Below are 26,845 nucleotides of genomic sequence, written 5' to 3' on the forward strand. Positions count from 1 at the left end.
GAGGAGTGGGAAGGAATGATATCGGAAAAAATCAATATCTCACTGGATCATCCCATCATGAAGGGCCATATGGTCTTTGGTGAAGCGGTATTGCCCGGTCTTGCTTATATCGATTTGATTTATCAGGTTTTTCAGGAACACGGTTATGTATACAATGAGCTCGAATTGAAGCACGGTACGATTTATCAGCCTTTAACCGTCAGTGAAACGGCTGCAATCATTCTGACCATTCAATGTTCTGATAGCGGAGATGGAAAGTGGCTCATCTCCCTTTCAGGGCAGAAACAGCAAGGTGACGAGCTGTCAGACAATATACAATATGCGACGGCTGAAATGGTGAAAAGGGACGCTGTCACATTTGACGAAACCATTGATTTCGGCGATGTGAAGCAGTCAGGCAGATCTCTGAATCTTGATGACATGTATAACCGCTGCCTGGATCATGACTTGGTTCATTCCGGCATGATGAAATCGAACGGACGATTGTACGAAACAGAAGGCGGCATGCTGGCTGAGCTTTCTTGCGAAGAAGGAAAAGATTTCTTTTTATTCCATCCGGCCCTTTTGGATGCGAGCGGAATCGGGGCGAGCGGTTTGCTTTCTGAAACAAACCGGCTTCACCTGCCTTTATATTATGAATCGTTCACGGCCGCCGACAGGCTGCAATCAGAGTGCACGGCGCGTATCGCCGCTTCCGGCGTCCGTCAGGAAAAAGAACTCACAACGATGACGATCGAGTACTTCAGCCGATCCGGACAAAAGGTGGCGGAGCTTAAAAACATTACGGGAAAAGCGGTTCGGCTCGAAGAAGACGCGAATACAGCCGAACAGAATCAACAGGCTGCAGCTGAGACGGAAAGCGCAGATGAAAAAGACATCATTCTGTTTTTAAAGAAGCTTTTGGCTGATAAGCTTAGGCAGCCTTGGGAGACGCTGGACGTTCTTGCAGGCTACTATGAGCTTGGGCTGGATTCATCTTCTTTGCTTGAGATTGTACAGGATATCAGTAAAAAGACGGGTGCGGACCTCGCGCCCACTCTTCTCTTTGAATATACAAATATAAAAGAACTCGCAGCCTTTCTGAAAAAGACCGTTTCATTTGAATGTGCGGAACGTGCAGCCGAACCGACACGGTCTGAAGCTGAAGCACAGGACGCGCCAGAACATCATAAAAACACCGGAGACATCGCGATTATCGGAATGGCCGGCCGCTATCCGAAAGCGAAAAGTGTGGCGGAGTTTTGGGAAAACCTGAAGGCAGGCACGGATTGTATCACTGAAGTTCCGAAGTCCCGATGGGATTGGAAAACATATAAAAACGTAACGTCCCCGTCTGGAAAAACAGTATCAAAATGGGGCGGTTTCATTGACGATGCCGACTGCTTCGATCCGCAGTTTTTCAGAATCTCACCGCGTGAGGCGGAAACGATGGACCCGCAGGAGCGCCTGTTTTTAGAAACATGCTGGGAAACGATTGAAGATGCGGGGTATACGCCTGAAACGCTGGGGAATAAAGGTGAGAAACAGCATCCGATCGGCGTATTTGCAGGGGTGATGCATAAAGATTATTCCTTAATCGGCGCAGAACAATTATCTGAAACTGATCCTTTTCCGGTTTCACTGAATTATGCGCAGATCGCCAACAGAGTGTCCTATTATTGTGACTTCCACGGGCCGAGCATCGCGGTGGATACCGTTTGTTCCTCATCATTGACCGCCGTCCATCTGGCCATTGAAAGCATCCGCCGCGGCGAATGTGAAGCCGCGCTTGCGGGAGGGGTGAACTTGTCGCTGCACCCGGCGAAATATCTCAGCTACGGAAGCGTGGGCATGCACTCAAGTGACGGCCGCTGCCGTACATTCGGCGAGGGCGGGGACGGCTACGTTTCCGGAGAAGGAGTCGGTGCGGTCTTGCTCAAGCCGCTGGAAAAAGCCGAACAAGACGGCGACCGCATTTACGCGGTCATTAAAGGAAGCGCCGTTAACCACGTCGGGAAAGTAAGCGGAATTACCGTCCCGAGTCCTGCTGCACAGGCAGAAGTCATTAAGGCCTGTCTGAAAAAAGCAGGTATCAGCCCGCGGACCGTCAGCTATGTGGAAGCCCATGGCACGGGTACCTCGTTAGGAGACCCGATTGAAATTGAAGGTCTGTCAAAAGCGTTCAGCCAAGGGACGCAGGATCAGCAATTTTGTTCCATCGGTTCGGTCAAATCAAATATCGGCCACGCAGAATCAGCGGCGGGAATCAGCGGGTTAACAAAAGCGGCGCTGCAGCTTCATCACAAAACGCTTGTCAAATCACTGCATTCTGCGGAATTAAATCCTTACCTGAAATTTGAGGGATCTCCTTTTTACGTACAGCAGCAGACTGCTCCGTGGAAGCAGCCGGCAGCCGAAGAAAACGGTAAAGTCACACATTATCCGCGCCGGGCCGGACTCAGTTCCTTCGGTGCATCAGGTTCGAATGCCCATATCATTTTAGAAGAATACATTCAGCCTGAACAAAAAGCGCCAGCACCTGAGAACGAGGCAGCAAAACTCATCCCGCTGTCAGCAAGAAATAAAGACAGGCTTCTGGCCTATGCGGAAAAACTAGCCCGATCGCTTTCAGAAAAGACGGTGCTGTCTGAACTGGCTTATACTCTTCAGACAGGACGTGAAGCAATGGAGGAGAGAGCTGTCTTCCTTGTAAATGACACCCGCGATTTGAAAGAAAAGCTGAATGATTTCGTAAAAGGAAACGAAAACATCCCCGGTCTTTGGCGCGGACAAGCCGAGCTGCCGGAACTGAGCGAACCCGCTCCTGAGACGGATGATCCGAGACGGCTTGCCGAGTTATGGGCAGAAGGGAAAATAATAGATTGGAATAAGCTGTACGGTTCATATAAACCGCGTAAAACAAGCGTTCCGACGTATCCGTTTGCAAAAGAACGCTATTGGATTCCGCAGCAGAAAAAACAGGAGAAAAGCCCGTCAGGCACAGTGCTGCATCCGCTTTTACAAGAAAATACGTCAGATTTTTCGCAGCAGCGCTTCACGTCTCTTTTTACGGGAGATGAATTTTTCCTATCTGACCATGTCGTCAACGGACAAAAAATACTGCCGGGTGTCGCCTATTTGGAAATGGCCGCAGAGGCGGTCAAAAAGGCCGCTGCCGTGACGGAAAAAGGCCATAGCGTCACACTCAGACAGGTTGTTTGGGTCCGTCCGGTCATGATTGAAGATAAACCGAAAGAAATACATATTGTCCTTTACCCAGAAGATAATGGTGAGATTACCTATGAAATATACAGTGAGGCAGAAAACGGCGAGGAACCGGTTATTCACAGCCAGGGTGAAGCGGTCATTACCGAACAGGGCAGCGCCCAGATAGATATCGAGTCTGTCAAAGCTTCCTGCAATTTAGGAATCGTGACTGCGGAAGAATGTTACGGTGCTTTTGAGAAGATCGGTCTGGATTACGGAGAGGCATACAGGGGCGTACAGCAGTTGCTGCTTGGAGAAGACCGATTATTGGCCCTTATTTCACTCCCGGCTGCCGTACATGACAAAAAAGAACAGTATACGCTTCACCCGAGTATGATGGACGCCGCTTTTCACGCTTCCGTCGGTCTGCTTGTCCGCTCAATACATGACGATGCAGACAGCCACGAGCTTTCTTTGCCGTTTGCGATGCAGGAAGTGGAAGTGTTCGGGCCGTGCCCTGAACATATCTGGTCATATATCCGGTACACAGAAGGCAGCAAAGCAGATGACAGCGTAAGAAAATTTGACATTGATATGTGTGATGATGCCGGTACGGTTTATGTCCGGATGAAAGGCGCGTCCGTCCGGGCGCTTGACACAAGCCAAACAGCGGGCGGAGAAACCTCGGAGGCGCCTGTCGGCCATACGATGCTGATTCCGGCTTGGGAGCCTGTTGCGCTTGAAAAAGCCGGGGAAGCAGCGGTGGATAAGCAGACGGCAGTATTCGGCGGAACGGATTCGAGACATACGCGCATAAAAGAACATCTGCCGAACGCTTCCTATTATCCGATCAGAAGCACGGATGATATCGCATCTCTTACGCACATGCTTGAAGGACAAAAAGAACTGGAGCAAATCATTTGGCTTGCTCCGCAGGCTGAGAGTGCTGACAGCCTCAAGGAACAGGAAAGGAACGTTCTTCATGTGTTCAAGCTGATGAAAGCATTACTTGCCTTAGGGTACGGAGAAAAACGTTTGGACTGGTGCATCGTCACAGCAAATGCCCAGCCGTTTTCGGATCAAGACAGCGCCGACCCGTCACAAGCCGCAGTCAGCGGACTTGCCGGAACAATGGCGAAAGAATATCCGCATTGGCATATCCGCATGATTGACACAGAAACGGACGGCAGCTGGCCGATCGAAGAGGCGCTCAGTCTTTCTGCCGGAAAAAACGGTCAAATTTGGGCGTACCGCAATCAGCAGCTGTTTGAGCGGCAGCTGATACCGCTTGACAATATGCCGAAAAACGGCACGCTGTACCAAACAGGCGGGGTTTATGCCGTGATCGGAGGCGCCGGATATCTTGGCGAGGCATGGAGTGAATACATGATCCGCCGCTACAAAGCACGCATCATTTGGATCGGAAGAAGCACACTGAATGATTCCATACAGGCGAAACTCGACCGGCTCAGCGCATTCGGCCCGGCGCCTGAATATGTTTCCGCCGATGCCGCCGACAGTGCTTCCTTAGAGATGGCTTATCAGTTCATAAAAGAGCGCCACACAAAAATGAACGGAATCATCCACTCGGCAATGGATCTGTCTGAGCAAAGCTTAAATAATATGAAGACAGAAGAGTTCAAATCGGTGCTGCGGGCAAAAGCCGATGTAAGTGTGTCCATGGCGGAGGTATTTGGACGGGAGCCGCTTGACTTTGCGCTCTTCTTCTCCTCGCTTGTGGCATTTATTCATAACGTGAAACAAAGCCATTATGCCGCAGGATGCGCTTTCAGTGACGCATTTGCGAAGGAACTTGATCAGACATGGAATTGTCCGGTCAAAGTGATGAACTGGGGCTATTGGGGCAACAGCGAAGCGGCTGAAGACGGTGATTTTATTCAGCTGATGGATCAGATCGGATTGGGATTGATCGAACCGGACGCTGCAATGGAGGCGCTTGAAACCCTTATGACGCTGCCGATTGATCAGGCGGCCTTCATTCATACGACCAAACCGGTCGCAGTCGAAGGGATGAATGAAAGAGAAAAGATTTCCGTTTATCCGCCTCAGCCGCTTTTCTTTTCACAACAGCCGAAGGTCGCTCCGCCCGGCGCACGTCTTGTTAGAGAGGCTGAACATCAGGAGCTCGATGATTTTCTGTATCAGCTTTTGATCGCCCAGCTTAAAGAAGCAGACTTGCTGACGCCGCAAAGCCTTAAAGCGTATGAGCCCGAACACGAATACTTTAAAAAATGGCTCAATCAAACGATCGCTTTCCTTCTGGAACATGGCTATCTGGAAGGGAATGCGGATTCATATAAACTGTCGGCGCGAGCCGAAAACACAACCGCCTCGCTATGGCAAAAATGGGAGCGGGAAAAAGAGGAATGGCTCAATAACGCCGATACAAAAGCGATGACTGTTTTAGCCGAGACGATGCTTAAAGCACTGCCGGACATTCTGCGGGAAGAAGTGCCGGCGACAGACATCATGTTCCCGCACTCTTCAATGGAACTTGTTGAAGGAATTTATAAGCACAATCAAGTCGCGGATTACTTTAACAGCGCCCTGTCAGATACATTAATGGCTTATGTGAAAGAAAACATCAGCAAACATTCAAAAGCCGAGATCCGCATACTGGAAATCGGAGCGGGCACAGGCGGCACAAGCGCAGGCATATTTGAAAAGCTTAGGCCGTATCAAAACCATATAAAAGAATACTGTTACACCGATGTATCGAAAGCTTTTCTCGTGCATGCGGAGACGGAATACGGCAAACGGAATCCTTATCTGACGTATAAGCTTTTTAACGCAGAAGCGCCGCTTGCCGGCCAGGACATAGAGCCGGGCGCATACGACATCGTCGTTGCGGCCAATGTGCTCCACGCGACGAAAGACATCCGCCAGACGCTGAGAAACGCCAAAGCCGTTTTAAAAGACAACGGTTTGCTGCTCTTAAATGAAATGGCGGGAAACAGCCTGTTCCCGCATATTACTTTCGGACTGCTTGAAGGCTGGTGGCTGCATGAAGATTCCGCCCTTCGTATTCCGGGGTGCCCGGGCTTGTATTCGGAAAGCTGGAAGCGCGTGTTAGAAAGTGAAGGCTGGCATTCTGTCTTCTTCCCGGCAGAAGCGGCACATGAATTAAGCCATCAGATTATAGCGGCAAAAAGCAACGGCATTGTTCGCCAAAAAACGCTTAAATCAGGGGCCGAAAAACGGACCGCACCGCCAAAAGCAGCGCAAGCGCCGGAACTTCAGGCGCAAACAACGGTGCAAAAAGGCGACACGTCTTTAACAGAAAAAAGCACCGAGTACTTGAAAACGTTAATCGGAGAAACATTAAAAATTCCGCCGGCTCAAATTGATCCGAAAGCGCCGCTTGAAAAATACGGAATTGATTCTATCGTCGTCGTACAGCTGACAAACGCGTTACGAAATGTATTGGACCAAGTCAGCAGCACTTTATTTTTTGAATATCAGACGATTGAGGCGCTCGTCGCTCACTTAATCAAAACGAAAAAAGACGCGATGATCAAACTGACGGGACAAACGCCTGTTCAGGAAGAACGGAAGGCATCACCAGAACCGCAGGCTGTACAGCCGGCTAAGCCGCTTCGCACTGACTGGCGGCGGAGGGAAAAACGGGCAGCCAAAGAGACGGTCCGGCAAAGTTCGGTTCGCGACGTGGCCATCATCGGTGTTTCAGGACGCTACCCGCAGGCAAAAACAGCGGCTGAGCTTTGGGCTAATATTAAAAAAGGAAAAAACTGCATAGAAGAAATCCCGCGGGAACGCTGGAACTGGCAGGATTACTACGATGAAGAGAAAGGTAAAGAAGGCTCTATTTATACGAAATGGGGCGGCTTCATTGAGGATATGGACAAGTTTGATCCGCTGTTCTTTCAGATTTCTCCTTTGGAAGCAGAGCGAATGGACCCGCAGGAGCGATTATTTTTAGAAACGGCGTATGCGAGTATCGAGGATGCCGGCTATACGCCTGACAACCTGTGCCAAAGCAGAAAAATCGGTGTTTTTGCCGGCGCGATGAACAAAAACTACCCGACAGGCTACGGCTACTGGTCCATTGCCAACAGGGTATCTTACCTTTTTGATTTCCAAGGGCCGAGCATTGCCGTTGATACAGCCTGCTCCTCTTCTTTGACGGCCATTCATCTGGCGCTTGAGAGCATATACAGCGGTTCAAGCGAATGCGCGATTGCCGGGGGCGTAAACATAGTGACCGACCCGATCCATTATATGAATCTGTCAGTCATGAACATGCTTTCCGCAAGCGACACGTGCAAATCGTTCGGAGACCGCGCGGATGGTTTTGTCGACGGAGAAGGGGTGGGCGCGGTCGTGTTAAAGCCGTTAGACCGAGCGATTGCCGACAACGATCACATTTACGGTGTGATTAAAGGAAGCACCATTAACAGCGGAGGCAAAACGAACGGATACACGGTTCCGAATCCGAATGTGCAGGCCGCCTTAATAAAAGAAGCTTTCCAAAGGGCAAACGTCCCGGCGCGCACCGTCAGTTATATTGAAGCCCACGGTACGGGCACCGCATTAGGAGATCCGATTGAAATCGCCGGATTAACGAAAGCATTTGAAGAGGATACAACAGACAAACAGTTTTGCGCCATCGGCTCCGCAAAATCAAATATCGGCCATTGTGAAAGCGCCGCGGGCATTGCGGGTCTGACAAAAATACTATTCCAGCTCAAAGACCGCCAAATTGCACCGTCCCTGCACGCGGAACAGCTGAATCCGAATATTGATTTCGCGTATACGCCGTTTGCCGTTCAGCAGGAGCTCGGTGAGTGGAAACGTCCCGTCATCGGCGGCAAAGAGCTTCCGAGAAGGGCGGGGTTAAGCAGCTTCGGCGCGGGAGGAGCAAACGCCCACCTCGTCATAGAAGAATATACGGCAGACAAAGAGCCTTATGAAACGCCGGCAGATCAGTCCGCCATCATCGTCCTGTCCGCGAAAAACAGCGAACGGCTCACTGAAAAAGCAAAACAGCTCAGAGACGCCATCCGTGAAAAAAGATACAGCGGCAGCGACCTTATGAGCATAGCCTTTACTCTCCAGACTGGCCGGGTGCCGATGGAAGAGCGTCTCGGTTTTATCGTCCATTCACTTCATGAACTTGAGGAAAAACTGAATGGATTTATCGCCGGACAAAACAGCGCCGGACTGCACCGTGACGGCACGGAAGAAAACAAACGGATGCTTGCCGTATTTTCGGCGGATGATGATATGGAAACAATCATAGACGCTTGGATCAGCAAACGGAAATATTCTAAGCTGCTTGAGCTTTGGGTAAAAGGATTGGACATCGATTGGGCGAAATTATACGGAGACCGTCCTCCGGCCCGCATCAGCCTGCCTGCTTATCCGTTTGCGAAAGAACGCTTCTGGCATCAGCAGCCTGTACAAAGCAAGGCCGCGCCCGTTAACGCGCCGGCTGACGAAAATGATCCGGCGGAACAATTTGAAGTAATGACTTTTAGAGAAGTTCTTAAAGAACAGGCTCTGCCGGCAGCCGGAGAAAAGCAAGTCAAAACGGTGATTTCTTTCTTATCTGATCAGAAGAAGCAGCAGGAAGCCGTCTCTGTGGTCAAATCGTATGACAGTGACATTGACGTTATTTTTATCGCTCAGGGAGACCGGTATGAGGCTCTGTCCGCCGGCCGCTGCCAAGTGGTGCGGGAAGATCCGCAATCATATGTGAACGCTTTTGCGGATATTCAAAAAGAGTACGGTGAGGCTTCTGCCATTTTGTATTTATGGGCGCTTGAAGATAAAAGCTGCATCGAAGATTATTCATGTATCGTCCATATTCTCAAAGCAATGGCTGAGACCGGTCTGCAGCCGGAAAGGCTGTTATTGGCGGGGGAATATGCATCCGGTCTGGAAAGGTGCTACTTGGAATCATGGATCGGCTTTGAGCGTTCGCTCGGCATTGTTCTCCCGAAAACAAGTGTTACCGGCCACTTCAGAAAAGCCGGTGCGGCCATAACGGACTGGGTGAGAACCATTTGGGACGAGCTGAAAGCTGAAACAGACCATACTGTTTTCTTGGAAGAGGGAAAACGATATGTCTATCACATCGAACCAACCGGACTAACGAAAGAAAACAGCAGGATCAGAACCGGCGGAACATATCTCATTACAGGCGGATTAGGAGGGCTCGGCTACTTATTTGCCCGCCATCTGGCCCGGAACTACCAGGCAAATGTCATTCTCACGGGGCGGTCGCCGATCAATGAAGAAAAGAAAGAAAAAATGAAAGACCTGGAAAATCTCGGTGCGGGTGTTCTTTACGCCGAAGCCGATGTTTGTGATCCGATCGGAATGGGCGACTGCATCAAGCGCGCGAAAGAACGATTCGGAGCCATTCACGGCGTCATTCATGCGGCGGGCATCGAAAGCAGAACATCCGTCTTTGAAAATGAAATCGGGAATTTCCGCAGTACGCTTGAACCGAAAATAAACGGAAGCCTGCTTCTTGACGAGTGGCTGAAAAACGAAACGCCTGATTTCATCTGCTACTTTTCATCCACATCTGCTGTTTTAGGAGATTTCGGCTGCTGTGATTATGCGGTCGCGAACAGGTTCCAAATGGCGTATGCCCGCTATAAAAACGAACAATCAGAAAGCGGAAACGCTTTTGTCATAAACTGGCCGGTCTGGAAAAACGGCGGAATGGCCGTCGGCGGTGAAGAGACGACGGGCATGTACCTGAAATCAAGCGGTCAGCGCCTGTTAGAAACAGATGAAGGCATTGAGCTTTTTGAGCGCATCATTTCTCAAGACAACACCCAGTGCCTTGTCATTGCCGGCGAAAGAAGCCGTGCCGAACGATTTTTAGGCATACGGCGGGACGATTCATTAAAAACGGATGCGCTTTTGGAAACCGTGAGCCGCCGCATCTCGGAAGAAAGCGCGGAAAAACGGCTCGAAGCGGATTTGAAAGAGCTGATACACAGTCTGCTGAAAATATCTAAAGATAAACTCGTCCTGCATAAAAACTGGGCGGAATTCGGATTTGATTCCATCTATTTAGCCAAATTTGCCGCTCTTTTGTCGAGTCATTACGGCATTGAAGTCACTCCGGCATTATTTTACAGCTATGCCACGCTCGGAGACGTCATCAGCTATTACCTGACAGAACATAAAGAAACGATCGAAACGTTTTACCGAACGGAAGAAACCGAAACAGAAGCCGCCGCTCCGGATAACAAGGAGTATACGGATCAGGAGATCATCGCCATGATGAAACAGGTCTCTGAGGGGACATTAGATTTTAAAAGAGTGCAAGACATCATAGAAGGGAGTAAGACCTATGAATCATAAAGAACTTCTCGATGCCTACAGATCAGGAACGCTCACCATCGCTGAAGTAGAACAAAAGCTTCAGGCTTCTAAGCGGACAACTGCAAAACGTCCGCTTTCAGAAGGCCAGAAAGGTTTGTGGATGCTTCAGAAAATGTTTCCGGAGATGAGCGCATATAACATTCCGTTATGCTTTCGTTTTCAAAAGCTGGATGTCGAGACATTCAAAAACGCCCTTTTGTCCGTGCAGCGCCAGCACCCTATTTTGACCAGTGTGATAAAAGAGGAAAACGGCCTTCCGTATCAGATAGAAGATACGGATCGGCATTTTCCGATTGAAGAAATGGATCTTTCCGAATTAAGCGGGCGTGACGCTCTTTCGTTTATTAAAGAAAAAGCAAAAGCACCGTTCTCGCTTGAAACCGGGCCGCTCCTGCGTGTTCAAGTATTCCGGCGGGCGAAGCGGGAGCCGATTGTGTTAATCACCATTCACCATATCATTTTTGACGGCGTCTCTCTTATGACGTTTATGTCGGCGCTGCTGGACGCTTATGCAAAAGCAAGTGAAGGCAAAGAACCTGTCATGCTTCAGCAGGCCGCAGATTATCATGACTTTGTGAAATGGGAAAAAGAGCTGCTTGAAAGTGAGGCGGGAAAAACGCATCTGTCTTATTGGAAAAAGCAGCTAAAAGGACCGCTGCCGGTGCTTGAGCTTCCGTCGGATTATCCGAGATCATCGGTTCAAACTTGCAGGGGGCAGGCGTATCAGCGCTTGCTTCCTGATGAACTGAACCGGCAGATTAAAGTTTGCGCCCAAAAAAATAATGTCAATGAATCCGTTGTGTATCTCGCTATTTTCAAAGGACTGCTCTATCAATATACGAATCAGGAAGATGTCATCGTCGGCATGCCGACGATGGGGCGTTCTGAGGCTCAATTCGAGTCTGTCATCGGATACTTTATTAATATGATCGCGGTCAGAAGCAGGGAGACGGGCGCCAAATCTTTTACGTCGTTTTTGAAGGAGCTGCAGCTGACACTGGCAGAAGGGCTGGACCATGCCGCGTATCCGTTTCCCGCGCTTGTAAAAGAATTGAAGACGGAACGCTCGCCTGCGGTGTCGCCTGTTTTTCAAACCGCGTTTTTCTATCAAAACTTCTTCCGGACAGAAGGAGCGGAAAAGCTGGCGGAACTATATCAATCACTCGGCATTGAAATGATAGAAGACATTCATCAGGAAGGCGAATTTGAGCTTGCGCTTGAAGTCTATAAAAAAGAAACGGGAACCGTCCTGCAATTTCTGTACAACCCGGATGTCTACAGCCCTTCTTTCATCGAACGAATGGCGGAGCATTATATGAAACTGGCAGAAAAGGTGCTTTCTGATCCGGAGATCGCTTTTGAAGCCTGTTCCGGCCTGCTCAATCAAAAACGGGATGAAAGCCGTTTATCCCATCAGCCGAATGAGCGCTGCATTCATGAAGTGTTTGCAGAAAAAGCCGGACGCCACCCTGACAGAGAAGCCGTCACATTCGGTGAAAACAGTCTTACATATCGCGAATTAGATGAACGAAGCACGGCGCTCGCTGTGTACCTGCAAGAAAAGGGCGTCACACCGGAATGCCCGGTCGGCATTTGTACGGAGCGTTCTTTTGAGATGGTCATCGGCATCCTCGCCATTTTAAAAGCGGGAGGCGCGTATGTGCCGCTGGACCCGGCTTTTCCAAACGAACGGATGGCGCACGTGTTGACTGACAGCGGCGTTTCGATCGTATTAACGCAAGCAAAGACGCGCGGCATGATTGAACAGTTGGCCATCGGCGGTGTGAGCACGGTGGAAATTGAAAACAGCGGACGTTCTGTCAGCGGGGCAAAACTGACGCCGCGTTCAAAACCGCATCATCTCGCTTATATTCTATATACGTCCGGAAGCACGGGAAAACCGAAAGGCGTCATGGTTGAGCACAGAGCCATCATGAATACGCTGCAGTTTTTGGAAGCTGAGTATCCGGTCGCACAAGAGGATGCCTATTTGTTAAAAACGAATTACGTATTTGACGTTTCGATTTCTGAATTATTCGGCTGGTTTATCGGAAACGGACGGCTTGTCATTTTGCCGCCTGGTGCAGAAAAAAATCCGCAGCTTTGCATGGAATACATCCAAACCCACCAGGTCACGCATCTGAATTTTGCGCCCGCCGTGTTTAATGTATTTCTGGAAACGGTAAAGCGGCATACGGCATTTACAGAAGACGGCCCTGTGAAATATGTGATGGTGGCCGGTGAGGCGTTTCCGAAAGATTTAGTTAAAAAGTCAGTTTCCATCTTCAAACATGCCAGAATTGAAAACATATACGGCCCGACGGAAACATCCATTTATGCCGCTTACTACAGCTGCGGCCAAAAGGAAATCACAAGCAGGAATACGCCGATCGGGAAACCGATTCACAATACGCGGCTTTATATCGTCGATGAAAAGCTCAGCCCCGTCCCTGACGGTGTGGCCGGGGAGCTTTGCGTGGCCGGCGCCGGTCTGGCCAGAGGTTATTACAATCAGCCTGAGCTGACGGCGGCATCATTTATTGATAATCCGTTTAGTGAAGGAGAAAAGCTTTACAAAACAGGTGATTTGGCCAGATGGCTACCTGACGGAAACATAGAATATGCCGGCCGGATTGACAGTCAGGTGAAAATCCGCGGCTTCCGCATCGAATTGGGAGCGATTGAAACGAAATTGAACGAACATCCGGACATTCTTGACCAGGCGGTAGTTGTTCAGGAAAAGAACGGACATAAAAAGCTGATTGCTTATTATACGGCCCGCTCCGGTCATACGGCAGATGAAAAAGCGCTCCGCAACCATCTTTTATCAAGCCTGCCGGATTATATGGCGCCCGCCCATTTTATCCGCCTGGATGCGCTGCCGTTAACACCGAGCGGAAAAGTGAACCGCAAAGACCTAAAACAGCGCAAGGTAATCGTTCACCGGTCTGAAAAGACGGGCAGACTGCCGTTATCAGAAGCGGAAGCGAAAGTGACCGCAATATGGGAAGACCTGCTGAATACGGCGGGCATCAAAATCGAAGACGGCTTTTTCGATGTGGGAGGCGACTCGCTTCTGGCTGTTGCGGCGGCAGAACGCATTAAACAGGAGCTGGAATGCGATTTTACCGTCACGGATTTATTCGAACACTCTACCATAAAGGCGATCAGCCGATTTATTGTTGAAACAAAACAGGCAGCTGAATCAGAGGTGTCCGGCCAAGATGAAAGAGAAAAAGAACATACACCGCAAAACGGGATGCCGTCTTACTTTGATGACAGTGTGGCGATAGTGGGGATCTCCTGCCAGTTCCCCGGCGCGAAAAATCATCATGAGTTTTGGAAGCAGTTAAGAGAAGGAAAAGAAAGCGTCCGGTTCTACTCGAAAGAAGAACTTCGGAAAGCCGGCGTGCCTGAAGATTTGATCGAAAATCCCGACTATGTGCCGGCATTATCGACGATAGAAGGAAAAGATCTCTTTGACCCTGAGTTCTTTCACATTTCTCCAAAAGACGCAGAATTTATGGACCCTCAGCTTCGGCTTCTGCTGGTTCATTCTTGGAAAGCCGTCGAGGACGCGGGATATGTATCGAAAGAGATTCCGAAGACAAGCGTATATATGTCGGCAAGCAATAATTCGTATCGGTCGCTTTTGCCGGAAAAAACGACAGAAGGCCATGAATCTCCCGACGGCTATGTGTCATGGGTGTTAGCGCAGAGCGGCACGATTCCGACGATGGTTTCCCATAAGCTCGGATTAAAAGGGCCAAGCTATTTCGTTCATTCCAATTGCTCATCATCATTAGTCGGTCTTTATTCAGCCTATAGAAGCATAACGAGCGGAGAATCAGAATACGCGCTCGTCGGCGGAGCAACTCTGCATGCAGCGACCGGCATCGGCTATGTGCACCAAAACGGATTGAATTTTTCAAGCGACGGGCATGTCAAGGCATTTGACGCTTCAGCCGACGGTATGGCGGGCGGAGAAGGAGCGGCCGTCATTCTGCTGAAAAAGGCGTCACAAGCCGTTCAGGACGGAGATCACATATACGCCATGCTCAGAGGCATCGGTCTGAACAATGACGGAGCGGATAAAGTCGGTTTTTACGCACCGAGTGTAAAAGGCCAGACTGACGTCATCCAGCATGTTTTAGACAGCACGAATATTCACCCGGAGACGATTTCCTATATCGAAGCGCACGGCACAGGAACGACATTGGGTGATCCGATTGAAATGTCCGCGCTGCAGCAAGTGTATAAACGTTACACGGACCGGGAGCAGTATTGCGGGATCGGCTCCGTAAAAACGAATATCGGACATTTGGATACAGCAGCAGGTCTGGCCGGGTGCATCAAAGTCGCCATGAGTTTATATCATCGGGAGCTGGCGCCTACCATTAATTACACGTCACCGAATCCGAATATCAAATTCAGCGGTTCGCCGTTTTATGTGGCGGATAAGCGAAAACCGCTTCCGGAGAGAGAGACGCCGCACCGCGCAGCGTTAAGCTCATTCGGACTCGGAGGAACAAACGCCCACGCCATTTTTGAACAGTACGAAAACAAAACGATCAGCGGATCAAAGGACGGACAGCCGCCTTTTATCGTTCCGCTGTCAGCGAGAAATAAGCAGCGTCTTACTGCCTATGCATCTTGTTTATCCGGCTTTCTGGATGAAGCCGAAAACGATGTTTCCTTGCATGATCTGGCATTTACGTATCAGACCGGACGTGAAGCGATGGAAGAGAGAGCCGTTTTTATCAGTCATGATCGTCACGATTTGAAGCGTCAGCTGCAGGATTTTATCAACGGCAATGACCAAAACATCTTACGGGGCGAAAAAGTGAGAAGCAGAGAAGTGTCAGCTCAGGAGATGGAAGAGCTTGCGTCATGTCAGACACGGGATGAAAAGCTGAAAGCACTCGCGGCGCTCTGGGTTGAAGGAGCGCGTGTCGATTGGGGCTTATTGTATCAGGATTCCGCGCCGCAAAGAATCAGTGCGCCGACCTACCCGTTCGCAGAGGAGCGCTTCTGGCCGGAGGAAACTGTGAAGCAAACGGATACCAAACTTTTGCATCCGTTGGTACATCAGAATACATCTGTCTTGCAGGAGCAGCGGTTCAGTTCGGAATTCACGGGAAAAGAGTATTTTATTGCCGAGCATATCATTAAAGGAATGGCGATCGTGCCGGCTGCCGTTACTCTTGAGATGGCACGGGCCGCGGCGGAGAAAAGCATCGGCGGGGCAACAGAGGAATCTCTGGGCCTGCGCTTAAAGAATATTGTTTGGGTCCGCCCGGTGATAGCCGATCAGGACGCTGTCCGTGTCCATATCGGACTTTATGAAGAAGAGGACGGACAGATTCATTACAGAATGTACGGGGGTAACGATTCTATCGGTGAAGAAGCTCCTCTTTATAATCAGGGCATCGCTGAAATCATCCGGAAGGAACCGGAGGAAGCGGCGGATATTGAGCAGCTGAAGCGCCGGTGCACACAGGGAATAATCGAATCTCAAGCGTTTTACAAAGGAATGATCGGTGCTGATTACGGGCCCGGATACAAAGGGGTGCAGCTTGTATACAAAGGCGAAGACCGGCTGCTTGCTAAATTGAAGCTTCCTGAATCCGTCTCTCATACAAAAGCTGATTATATCCTTCATCCGAGTATGATGGACGGTGCGCTTCAGGCCGCCGAATATTTGCAAAACGTGACGAGAGCGCTGCTTACAGAAAGCGGGGAACCATTCAAAGCCGCATTGCCGTTTGCTTTAGAGGAGCTGGACGTTCTGAAGCCGTGCGCTGATGATATGTGGGTGCACGTCACATTCAGTGCGAACAATAAAGCCGGCGATCCTATCCAAAAAGCCGATATTGATCTATATGACAATAACGGCGGGCTTTGTGTGCGGATGAGAGGTTTCTCAACGCGGATCATGGAAGAAAACGCGGGTGCCGGCATTTCGGTCAGCCGTACGGACACATTGCTCGCTGAACCGGTCTGGAAAGAGCAGCCGGAACCGGCGGACCACGAGCCTTCGTATGAAGAGCATATCATTTTCCTTTGTGAGTACGATGAAGCTGTAAAACAGGCCGTGGAAGCAAAGCTTGAACATGCAAGCGTCATTATCTTGGACGCTCGTCCCGCATCCATTGCAGAGCGGTATCATTCTTATGCGGGCCAGCTGTTTGACCATATCAAAACCATAATGAAAAGCAAGCCGAAGGGCCGCGTTCTATTTCAGGCTGTTACGCGGTCAGCAGGCTTACAGCAGGTGTTCTCAGGCATTACCGGACTCTTCAAAACCGCATGCCTTGAACATTCCAAGCTGATCTGTCAAATGATCGAAGCCGAGGAGGAAGAAAGTGCTGAAGGCATAGCGGAAAAAGCGTCCGAAAACCGTATGCATGCCGAAAGCGTCCATGTGAAATATGAAAACGGCAAGCGCTTTGCCGCTGGTTGGGGAGAAATGGATATACCTCGAGCGGAGCCGGACATTCCGTGGAAAGACGAAGGCGTTTATCTCATTACAGGAGGTGCGGGAGGTTTAGGTCTGATCTTTGCAAAAGAGATCGCAAACCGTACAAAAGATGCCGTCATCATACTAACCGGCCGGTCCGCTCTCAGAGAAAAGCAGAAAGACATGCTGGAAACAGTACGTGCTGCCGGCGCTTCTGTTTTCTACGAGCAGACTGATGTCACGGACGAAGCAGAAGTATACCGATTGATCCGCAATATCCGCAAACGGCACGGCAAGCTGGACGGGATTGTTCACAGTGCCGGCATTATAAAAGACAACTACATGGTGAAGAAGACGGCAGAGGAATACCAACACGTTCTCGCTCCGAAAGTGAAGGGCCTTGTGTATCTTGATGAAGCGTCACAACATGAGAAATTAGATGTCTTTATTGTCTTTTCATCCTTATCAGGTGTGCTTGGAAGCGTCGGCCAGGCTGATTATGCGTCTGCAAATGTCTTTATGGAGATGTATGCCGAGTACCGCCGTTCTTTACAAGCCGCGGGACAAAGATACGGAAAGACGCTTTCTGTCAGCTGGCCGTTATGGAAAGAAGGCGGAATGCAGGCAGGAAAGCAGACGGAAGATATGCTGATGCAGGAGGCGGGAATCGCACCGCTCGGCACAGATGCCGGCATCAAGGCTTTATATCAAGGCTTGATGAGCGGGACAGCCCGGATGACGGTTCTTGAAGGAGATGTGAAACACATGAAAGCAAAACTGTTCCGCAAAGAGAATGATCATCCGGAAACAGAGACCGGCGTACGTCATGACATTGATGCTGACAGCCTGCTTGAAAAAGTGAAGCATCTGTTAAAACAGCAGACGGCCTCATTGTTAAAAGTAAACATTGACAAAATTGATCCTCATGAAGAAATGACAAAATACGGGCTGGATTCTATCTCGATGACTGAGTTTACGAACCAGTTAAACAAAACGTACCGGCTTACGTTAACGCCGACGATTTTCTTTGATCATCCGACAATCCATGAATTTGCCGTTCATTTAATCAGTGAATACGAAGAGGAATTTGCCGGACGGTTTGCGGTAAATACAAAAACGGTTCAATCGGCAAGACCGGTAAAAGAGACTCAAATCACGCGCCCGGCCGTTAAGCGACGCCGAACTCTGCCTGAGACACTTCCGCAGACAGTGCAGCGGGACCAAGGGCCGGAACCGATCGCAATCGTAGGCATCAGCGGGATTTTCCCGATGGCAGAAGACATTGAAGCTTACTGGCAGAACCTGAAAGAAGGCAAAGACTGCATGACCGAGATTCCGAAAGACCGCTGGGACTGGCGGGACTATTACGGGGATCCCGCAAAAGAAGCCAATAAAACAAACGTCAACCAAGGCGGGTTTATTGACGGAATTGCTGAATTTGATCCATTGTTTTTCGGGATTTCACCGCGGGAAGCGGAGCAAATGGACCCTCAGCAGCGACTCTTGCTGACGCACGCGTGGAAAGCGATTGAAGATGCCGGATATGCGTCAAAGAGTCTCTCAGGCACAAAAACAGGTGTGTTTATCGGGACCGGAAATACCGGCTACGGTTCTCTTTTAGCCAATGCCGATGCGGAGATTGAAGGGTCATCCGCGGCGAATACAAGTCCGTCTGTCGGACCGAACCGTGTCAGCTATACGCTCAATCTGCACGGGCCGAGCGAACCGATTGATACCGCCTGCTCAAGCTCGCTCGTTGCCATACACCATGCCGTTTCTTCAATTGAAGAAGGAACGTGCGACATGGCTTTGGCGGGAGGAATCAATACGATTGTTCTTCCGGATGTGTATATCAGTTTTGACAAAGCGGGCGCGCTGAGTAAAGAAGGAAGATGCAAAACGTTCTCTGATCAGGCTGACGGTTTTGCCCATGGTGAAGGAGCCGGTCTCTTTTTCCTCAAAAAGCTGAAAGCCGCTGAGGCGGATGGGGACCACATTTACGGCGTCATTAAAGGAAGCGCGGTGAATCACGGCGGCCGCGCGGCATCTTTAACAACGCCTAACCCGAAACAACAGGCGGAAGTCATTAAAGCCGCATACAAAAAAGCGGGCATTGATCCGAAAACAGTCTCTTATATCGAAGCGCACGGCACCGGAACAGAACTGGGAGATCCCGTTGAAATTAACGGCCTGAAACAAGCGTTCAGCTCGTTTGCAGACGGAAAAGAGAAAGCGGCCGGCTATTGCGGCTTAGGGTCGGTCAAAACGAATATCGGCCATTTATCCCTTGCCGCGGGAGCAGCGGGCATTATTAAAATTTTGCTGCAGATGAAGCATCGGACACTAGTAAAAAGTCTCCACTGTGAGACGGTAAATCCGTACATTCAGCTTGAAGACAGCCCGTTTTATCTGGTGCGGGAGACGATGGAATGGAAGACGCAGACGGACGAACGCGGAAACGAACAGCCGCGCCGCGCGGGCATCAGCTCATTCGGCATCGGAGGCGTAAATGCCCACGTCGTCATCGAAGAATACATTCCAGAAGACAGAGAGGAAGCAGATGATTTTCATATCGATCCATGTCTTTTCGTTCTGTCCGCCAAAAATGAAAAACGCCTGAAAGAACAGGCAAAACAGCTGAAACGTGCGCTTACTGAAAAACGGTACGATCAATCCTCCCTCGTTTCTATGGCATATACCCTCCAAATCGGAAGGGACGCCATGGAAGAACGCCTGGCGGTTATTGCCGGATCCGCAGAAGAACTGCAGGAAAAACTGTCACAGTTTATCACTGGAGATAAGCACGCGGACTTGTACAGAGGAAGAATAGACAAAGGCACGCTGCAAATGCTGACGGAAGATGAAGAAATTCAAGAAGCCGTTGAAAAATGGATGGCCCGCGGCAAATACGCGAAGCTGCTTGAATTGTGGGTCAAAGGGCTGAACGTCGATTGGGCGAAGCTGTATGGAGACCGGCCGCCTAAACGCATGAGCCTGCCGTCGTATCCTTTTGCAAAAGACCGTTATTGGGCGGCGAAACATACCGGAAAACACGAAAAAACAAAAACTGTATCTGCCGGAAAACAAGACGCGCTTCATCCGCTTCTGCACAGAAATACTTCAAACCTTGCAGAACAGCGGTTCAGTTCAATCTATACAGGAGAAGAATTTTACCTTGCGGACCATGTTGTAAAAGGCGTGCCGATTTTACCGGGAGTGGCACATCTTGAAATGGCGCGCGCAGCAATGGAACAGGCATCTGAAGTTCCGGCCGGACAAGGAAGCGTCAAGCTTAAGAATACGGTTTGGGTGCGGCCGATCACCATTGAAGACGAGCCGGTTCATGTCAACATCCGTCTCATTCCTGAAACGGCAAATGACGTTCAATTCGACATTTACAGCGGCCGGGACACAGATCAGCCGTCCGTTTACAGCCAAGGGGCAGCATCAGTCCGCCCTGACGCCGAGGCTCCGGTCATTGATCTCCAAAAGCTGAGATCACAATCCGCCGAGACACCGTTTTCTGCAGATGAAGTGTACGATATGTACCGCAAAATCGGTTTTGATTACGGCCCGGCTTTCCGGGGTGTCAAAGCGATTTATACAGGTGATGATTTCGTATTGGGCAGACTGTCACTTGATGCGGCTTGTGCGGACACGGTACAGGAGTATGTCATGCATCCGGGCTTAATGGACTCTGCATTGCAGGCATCAAGCATATTAACCGGAACAAATGATGAAAAACTGATGCTTCCGTTTGCGGTTCAGGAGCTTGAAGTATTCAGCGCATGCGCTGCCGAGATGTGGGTTTACGCCAGACTTTCTGAAGACCACAAAGCCGGCCAGATTGAAAAACGCGATCTTGATATTTGTGATGAAAACGGCAAGGTTTGCGTAAGGCTGAAAGGTTTGTCATTCAGAACGGCTGAAAAAGAACCTGAGAAAAAAGAAAAAGCTCCGGAAACGCTCATGCTTGAGCCGGTATGGAGCCGAAGCGATGAAACCGCCGTTCAAACGGAACCGGTTTTTGCCCGGCATATCGTGTTGCTTTGTGACACAGACGCCGGATTGAAACAAGCCGTTGAAGCCGCGGGAGCTGAATGTATTGAAATGACCTCCCAGCACGGGAAAGCGGCGGCGCGCTTCCGTGATTATACAGGACGGATATTGGAGACGCTGCAAAAACTGCTGAAGGAAGAGACGGATGGAGACGTCCTCATCCAGACGGTTCTCTCTAAAACAGATAAGCATCAGCTGCTCTCAGGGATTTCAGCTCTGTTAAAAACAGCCGGCCTGGAACATAAAAAACTGAAAACCCAGCTGATTGAAATAGAACCGGCGGAAAACGGAAGAATCACAGACATCATCAGAGAGAATAAAATACGGGCTGCTGATGACAGCCATATTAAATATGAAAACGGCATCCGATACAGCGCAGATGTCAAAGAAACGGGCGTGTCCGGCGGCAAAATACGCATTCCGTGGAACGACGGAGGCATTTATCTCATTACCGGAGGAGCCGGGGGCTTAGGCTTTATTTTCGCGAAAGAAATCGCCCGCAAAGTCAAAGAGCCGACACTGGTTTTGACAGGCCGTTCCGATTTAAGCGAGAATCAGCGGATGCAGCTGCAATCGCTTGAATCACTCGGAGCAAAAGCGGAATACAAGCAGGCTGACGTAACAAACGCTCAAACTGCGGCAGACCTGGTCAAAACAATTGAGACGGAATATGGCGGCCTTCACGGCATCATTCATAGCGCGGGTGTGATGAAAGATCAGTATATCGCAAAGAAAACAACCGAAGAGTTTTACAGTGTATTGGCTCCTAAAACGGACGGATTTGTCAACCTTGATGAAGCAACCGAGCATTTAGCGCTGGACTTTTTCATCGTTTTCTCATCCATTTCCGGCGTCACCGGGAATGCGGGACAGGCGGATTATGCGGCGGCAAACGCATTTATGGACAGCTATGCGGCATACCGCAACGCACTGGTTACCGCAATGTACCGCCACGGTCACACATTGTCGGTCAATTGGCCGCTTTGGAAAGACGGCGGAATGCAAGTCAATGAAGAAATGGCGAAGCTCACCGAAAAAAGAACCGGCGTAACGCCGATGCGCACTGAAACCGGAATAGAAGCTCTTTACAAAGCATGGAGCACGGGGAAAACAAGCGTGCTCGTCATGGAAGGAAACCGCGCCGTAATGCGGGAAAAGCTGCTTCAAAAGACTCCTGCAGCCGCTTTTGCACCGGTTAAGAAAACGGATGAAACGCCTGCGCCGAAAGACCTGACGGCAAAACTTCAGGAATTGCTGGCAAAAGAGGTTTCCGGGCTTCTGAAAATAAACATTGAAGAAATCGATATCGAATTGGAGTTTAATCAATACGGATTTGATTCCATTACGCTGACGGAATTCGCCAACAAGCTGAATGACACTTATCAGCTTGATCTGACACCGACCGTATTTTTTGAATATGCGACGATTCAAGCCTTGGCGCATCATTTAGCAGAAGACTATCAAACACAATTTGCCGGCAGCACACAGCCGAAAGAAGAAAAACAAAGCGGCGTAACTGATGATGGCGGCATCAGACTGGCAGGGAACAAACGATTTGCAAAAACTGCCGTACAGCCTGTTCAGACTGCGGCTGAACATAAACCGGAACGGATCGCTATTGTCGGCATGAGCGGAGTGTTTCCGAAGGCCGCAAATATTGATGAGTATTGGCGCAACTTAGAAGAGGGAAAAGATTGTATAACAGAGGTTCCGGCGGATCGCTGGGACTGGCGTGAGTATTACGGTGACCCGCTTAATGAAGCCAACAAAACAAATGTAAAGTGGGGCGGATTTATTGACGGAGTTGCGGATTTTGATCCGCTGTTCTTCGGAATTTCACCGCTGGAAGCCGAACAGATGGATCCCCAGCAGCGCTTGTTAATGATGTATGCGTGGAAAGCGATAGAAGATGCGGGATATTCCGCTAAAAGCCTTTCCGGCACGAAAACAGGCCTGTATATCGGCACGGGGAATACCGGATACGGCTCACTGTTTTCCGACCTGGATATCGGCGGTGCGTCAGCCGCAAATATGAGTCCGTCAGCGGGGCCGAACCGCGTCAGCTATATGCTTAATCTGCACGGGCCGAGTGAACCGATCGACACGGCTTGTTCCAGCTCGCTGGTCGCGATTCATCACGCTGTATGCGCCATTGAAAACGGGAACTGCGATATGGCGATCGCCGGCGGCGTGAATACTGTCGTCACACCGCAAGGCCACATCGCTTATGACAAAGCGGGTGCGCTGAGCAAAGAAGGGAAATGTAAAACGTTCTCCGACAGGGCGGACGGATTTGCCGTCAGTGAAGGTGCCGGAATTCTGTTTTTGAAAAAGCTGTCAGAAGCGGAAAAAGCGGGCGATCATATCTACGGTGTCATTAAAGGCAGCGCGGTCAACCACGGCGGACGCGCGAACTCCTTGACGACACCGAACCCGAAAGCCCAGGCGGAAGTCGTCAGAACGGCTTATGACAAAGCAGGCATTGATCCGAGAACCGTCACTTATATAGAAGCGCACGGAACCGGAACGGAGCTTGGCGATCCGGTCGAAATCAACGGCCTGAAATCCGCCTTTCAAAAGCTGTACGAAAAAACAGGCGATTCCGCCGTTTACGCGAGTCACTGCGGTCTGGGATCGGCCAAAACCAATATCGGCCACCTGTCACTGGCAGCCGGTGTCGCGGGTGTGATCAAAGTGCTGATGCAGATGAAGCATAAAACACTTGCAAAAAGCCTCCACAGCGAGGTCATCAACCCGTATATCAAGCTGAAAGACAGTCCGTTTTACATCGTACAGGAAAAAAGAGAATGGACGGCATTGAAAGACGAAAACGGCAATCATCTGCCGCGCCGTGCGGGAATCAGTTCTTTCGGCATCGGCGGCGTAAACGCCCATGTCGTCATTGAAGAATATATCCCGAAGGTAGAAAGAAAAACAGCTGTTTTCACACACCCTCAAATCTTTGTGCTGTCGGCCAAAGAAGAAGAGCGTCTGCAGGAACAGGCGCAGCAGCTGGCGCAAGCTCCTTTTACGGATGCGGATCTTGCCGGTGTTGCTTACACGCTTCAGCAGGGACGGGATGCGATGGAAGAAAGAGCGGCCATTATCGCTTCCTCGGCCGAAGAACTGCGGGACAAGCTAAAGAGCTGTGCGAAAGGACGTTATGATATAGCGGGCATTTATAAAGGAAAAGCGGGTAAAACCTCCCTGAAATCCATTCTGGCAGGCGCAAACGGCGAAGCGGATATCGAAGAGCTGATAAGCCGCCGAGAGAATGACAAGCTTGCGGAATTATGGGTGCAGGGCGCGGATATCAAATGGGACGGCTTATATTCTGATATCAAGCCCCAACGGATGAGTCTTCCTGCTTACCCGTTTGCGAAAGAGCGGTACTGGATCACGGACAATCGGCCGAAAGCAGAGAAACCGCAAGCTGTGCCGACGTCGCGGGTGCTGCACCCGCTGCTTCACGAAAATGTATCAGATTTAACAGAGCAGCGGTACCGATCCGAATTTACGGGACAAGAGACGATTTTCACCGATCATCTTATTAAAGGCAAGCCGGTTATGCCGGGCGTTGCCTACTTGGAAATGGCTAGGGCGGCGGTTGCTCAGGCAGTCAAAGGGCAAAAGGAACGTCCGTCTGTCACCCGCCTGAAAAACATCGTTTGGGTTCGGCCGATCGAAGCGGGAAACCGCCCGATTGAAGCGCAAATCAGCCTGAACCCGAGGGAAAACGGTGAAATTGTGTATGACATTTACACGGATTCACAAACAGAAGCAAGCGGCAGGCAGATACACTGTCAGGGGGCTGCCGGCATTCTCAGCGCCGGGGAGGCTCCGCACCGTGATATAGGCGCACTGAAAGCTCAATGCGGCCTCAGTATACTGACTTCTGAACAGTGTTACGGCTTATTCAGCAAAATCGGCATTGACTACGGTCCCGGACAACAAGGAATTCAGCACATTCATATCGGAAGCAATCAAGTATTAGCTGAGCTCCGGCTGCCTTCCTTCCTCGAAGAAACGGCAGATCAATACGTTCTTCACCCGTGTATGCTTGATTCAGCTTTGCAAGCGACAATCGGACTGAAGCTGCACGCAGATGATAACCAGCTGTCACTGCCGTTCGCCCTTGAAGAACTGGACATTTTCAGTCCGTGCACGACAAGCATGTGGGCGTACGTCAGCTCCCGGGGAACGGATGAAAAAATACAGCGTATGGACATTGACTTATGCGATGAGACCGGCCGGGTCTGTGTCAGAATTAAAGGGATTTCTTCCAGAATGATGGAAGGCCCCGCGCCGGAAACATCATTAAATGGATCAAACCTTCTGGCTCCGGTGTGGGATCTCGCGGAATTCCGTGATCAAAGCCCGGCATATAAGACGGAAGAGGTTGTCTTTATCGCGGGGGATGAGGAAAGCGCGGCTTTTCAATTGCATCATCCTTCTGCGAGAAGGCTCCATATCACCCCGGAGGATGAAATAGAGGCTGTTGCGGCTGAACTGAAAGCAACAGGGTCTTTCGGGCATATCGTATGGATCGCTCCTTTTCACAGCGCTGACGACATGGTAAAAGCTCAGGATGCGGGCGTCATCCAGATGTACAGAGTGATTAAGGCCATGCTTGCTTTAGGATATGGAGGCAAGCGAATCAGCTTGACTGCAGTCACAATAAAAACACAGTCCGTACAGCCGGCGGACATTATTGATCCGGCTCATGCAGGCATTCACGGTTTGGTCGGCTCGCTCGCAAAAGAGTATCCGAACTGGCAAACAAGGCTGATTGATGCCGGATGTCCGGAAGATGTTTCAAAGGCGGAGCTGTTCTCAGCGCCGTTTGATGAGCAAGGCAATACATGGGCGTACCGGAACGATCACTGGTACAAACAGCGCCTTATTCCTGTACAGCAGCCGGTGTCAAGCCGGCCCGCTTACCAACAAGGCGGCGTTTATGTCGTCATCGGCGGCGCGGGGGGCATCGGCGAGGCATGGAGCGAATATGCCGTGAAAACGTATCAGGCGCGAGTCGTTTGGATCGGCAGACGAAAACATAACAGCGCCATCCAGGAAAAAATCGACAGACTCAGCCAATTCGGGCCGGCGCCGATTTATATTGAAGCTGACGCGGCAAATCCGAATGAGCTCACACGGGCGTATGAAACGATCAAACGCACGCACCCGCAAATTAACGGAATCATCCATTCCGCAATTGTTTTAGAGGATCAGAGCCTGAAAAATATGCCGGAAAGCCGTTTTAAAAGCGTGCTCGCTGCAAAAGTCAATGTCAGTGTGAATATGGCCCGCGTGTTCCGAAATGAGCCGCTGGACTTTGCATTGTTCTTCTCATCTGTTCAATCATTTGCACGAGCGGCCGGACAAAGCAATTATGCTGCCGGATGCAGTTTCAAAGATGCCTTTGCCGCTCATTTGGCTCAAGTTCGGCCGTATTCGGCGGCAGTGATGAATTGGAGCTACTGGGGCAGTGTCGGAATCGTATCATCTGCCGAATATCAAGAACGGATGAAACAGGCGGGAGTCGGATCAATTGAAGCGCCGGAAGCAATGGCGGCGCTTGAACGATTGCTCGGCGGCCCGTTGAATCAGTTCGTCATGATGAAACAGGCGGAAGAGCCGGAGGAAAAACCGGAAGAAATGATAGAAGTATACCCTGAACATCACGGCTCGGCGATGCAAAAACTGCGAAGCTATCAGCCTAAAGTAACAAGACATGTACAACAATTGAGTTAA

At 50.2% G+C, this 26,845-nt stretch carries 2 protein-coding genes; both read left to right on the top strand.

The annotated features are described in order from the left end of the window. The first annotated feature begins 15 nt into the window (after window positions 1-15). Window positions 16-10,551 carry an SDR family NAD(P)-dependent oxidoreductase gene (locus tag ACNFN4_RS16265; RefSeq protein ID WP_448200309.1) on the top strand — a complete coding sequence of 3,512 codons (10,536 nt, stop codon included), beginning with the start codon at window positions 16-18 and terminating at the stop codon, window positions 10,549-10,551. Then, complete coding sequence (locus ACNFN4_RS16270; RefSeq protein WP_448200310.1) at window positions 10,541-26,845, top strand: amino acid adenylation domain-containing protein; 16,305 nt, start codon at window positions 10,541-10,543, stop codon at window positions 26,843-26,845. Before ACNFN4_RS16265 ends, ACNFN4_RS16270 begins: the two co-directional genes overlap by 11 nt.

Source organism: Bacillus sp. N1(2025) (assembly GCF_053470005.1).

Bases quoted from the DNA above. Each gene is read 5' to 3' on its own strand.
- ACNFN4_RS16265 (WP_448200309.1), top strand. From the start codon at position 16: ATGATATCGGAAAAAATCAATATCTCACTGGATCATCCCATCATGAAG.
- ACNFN4_RS16270 (WP_448200310.1), top strand. From the start codon at position 10,541: ATGAATCATAAAGAACTTCTCGATGCCTACAGATCAGGAACGCTCACC.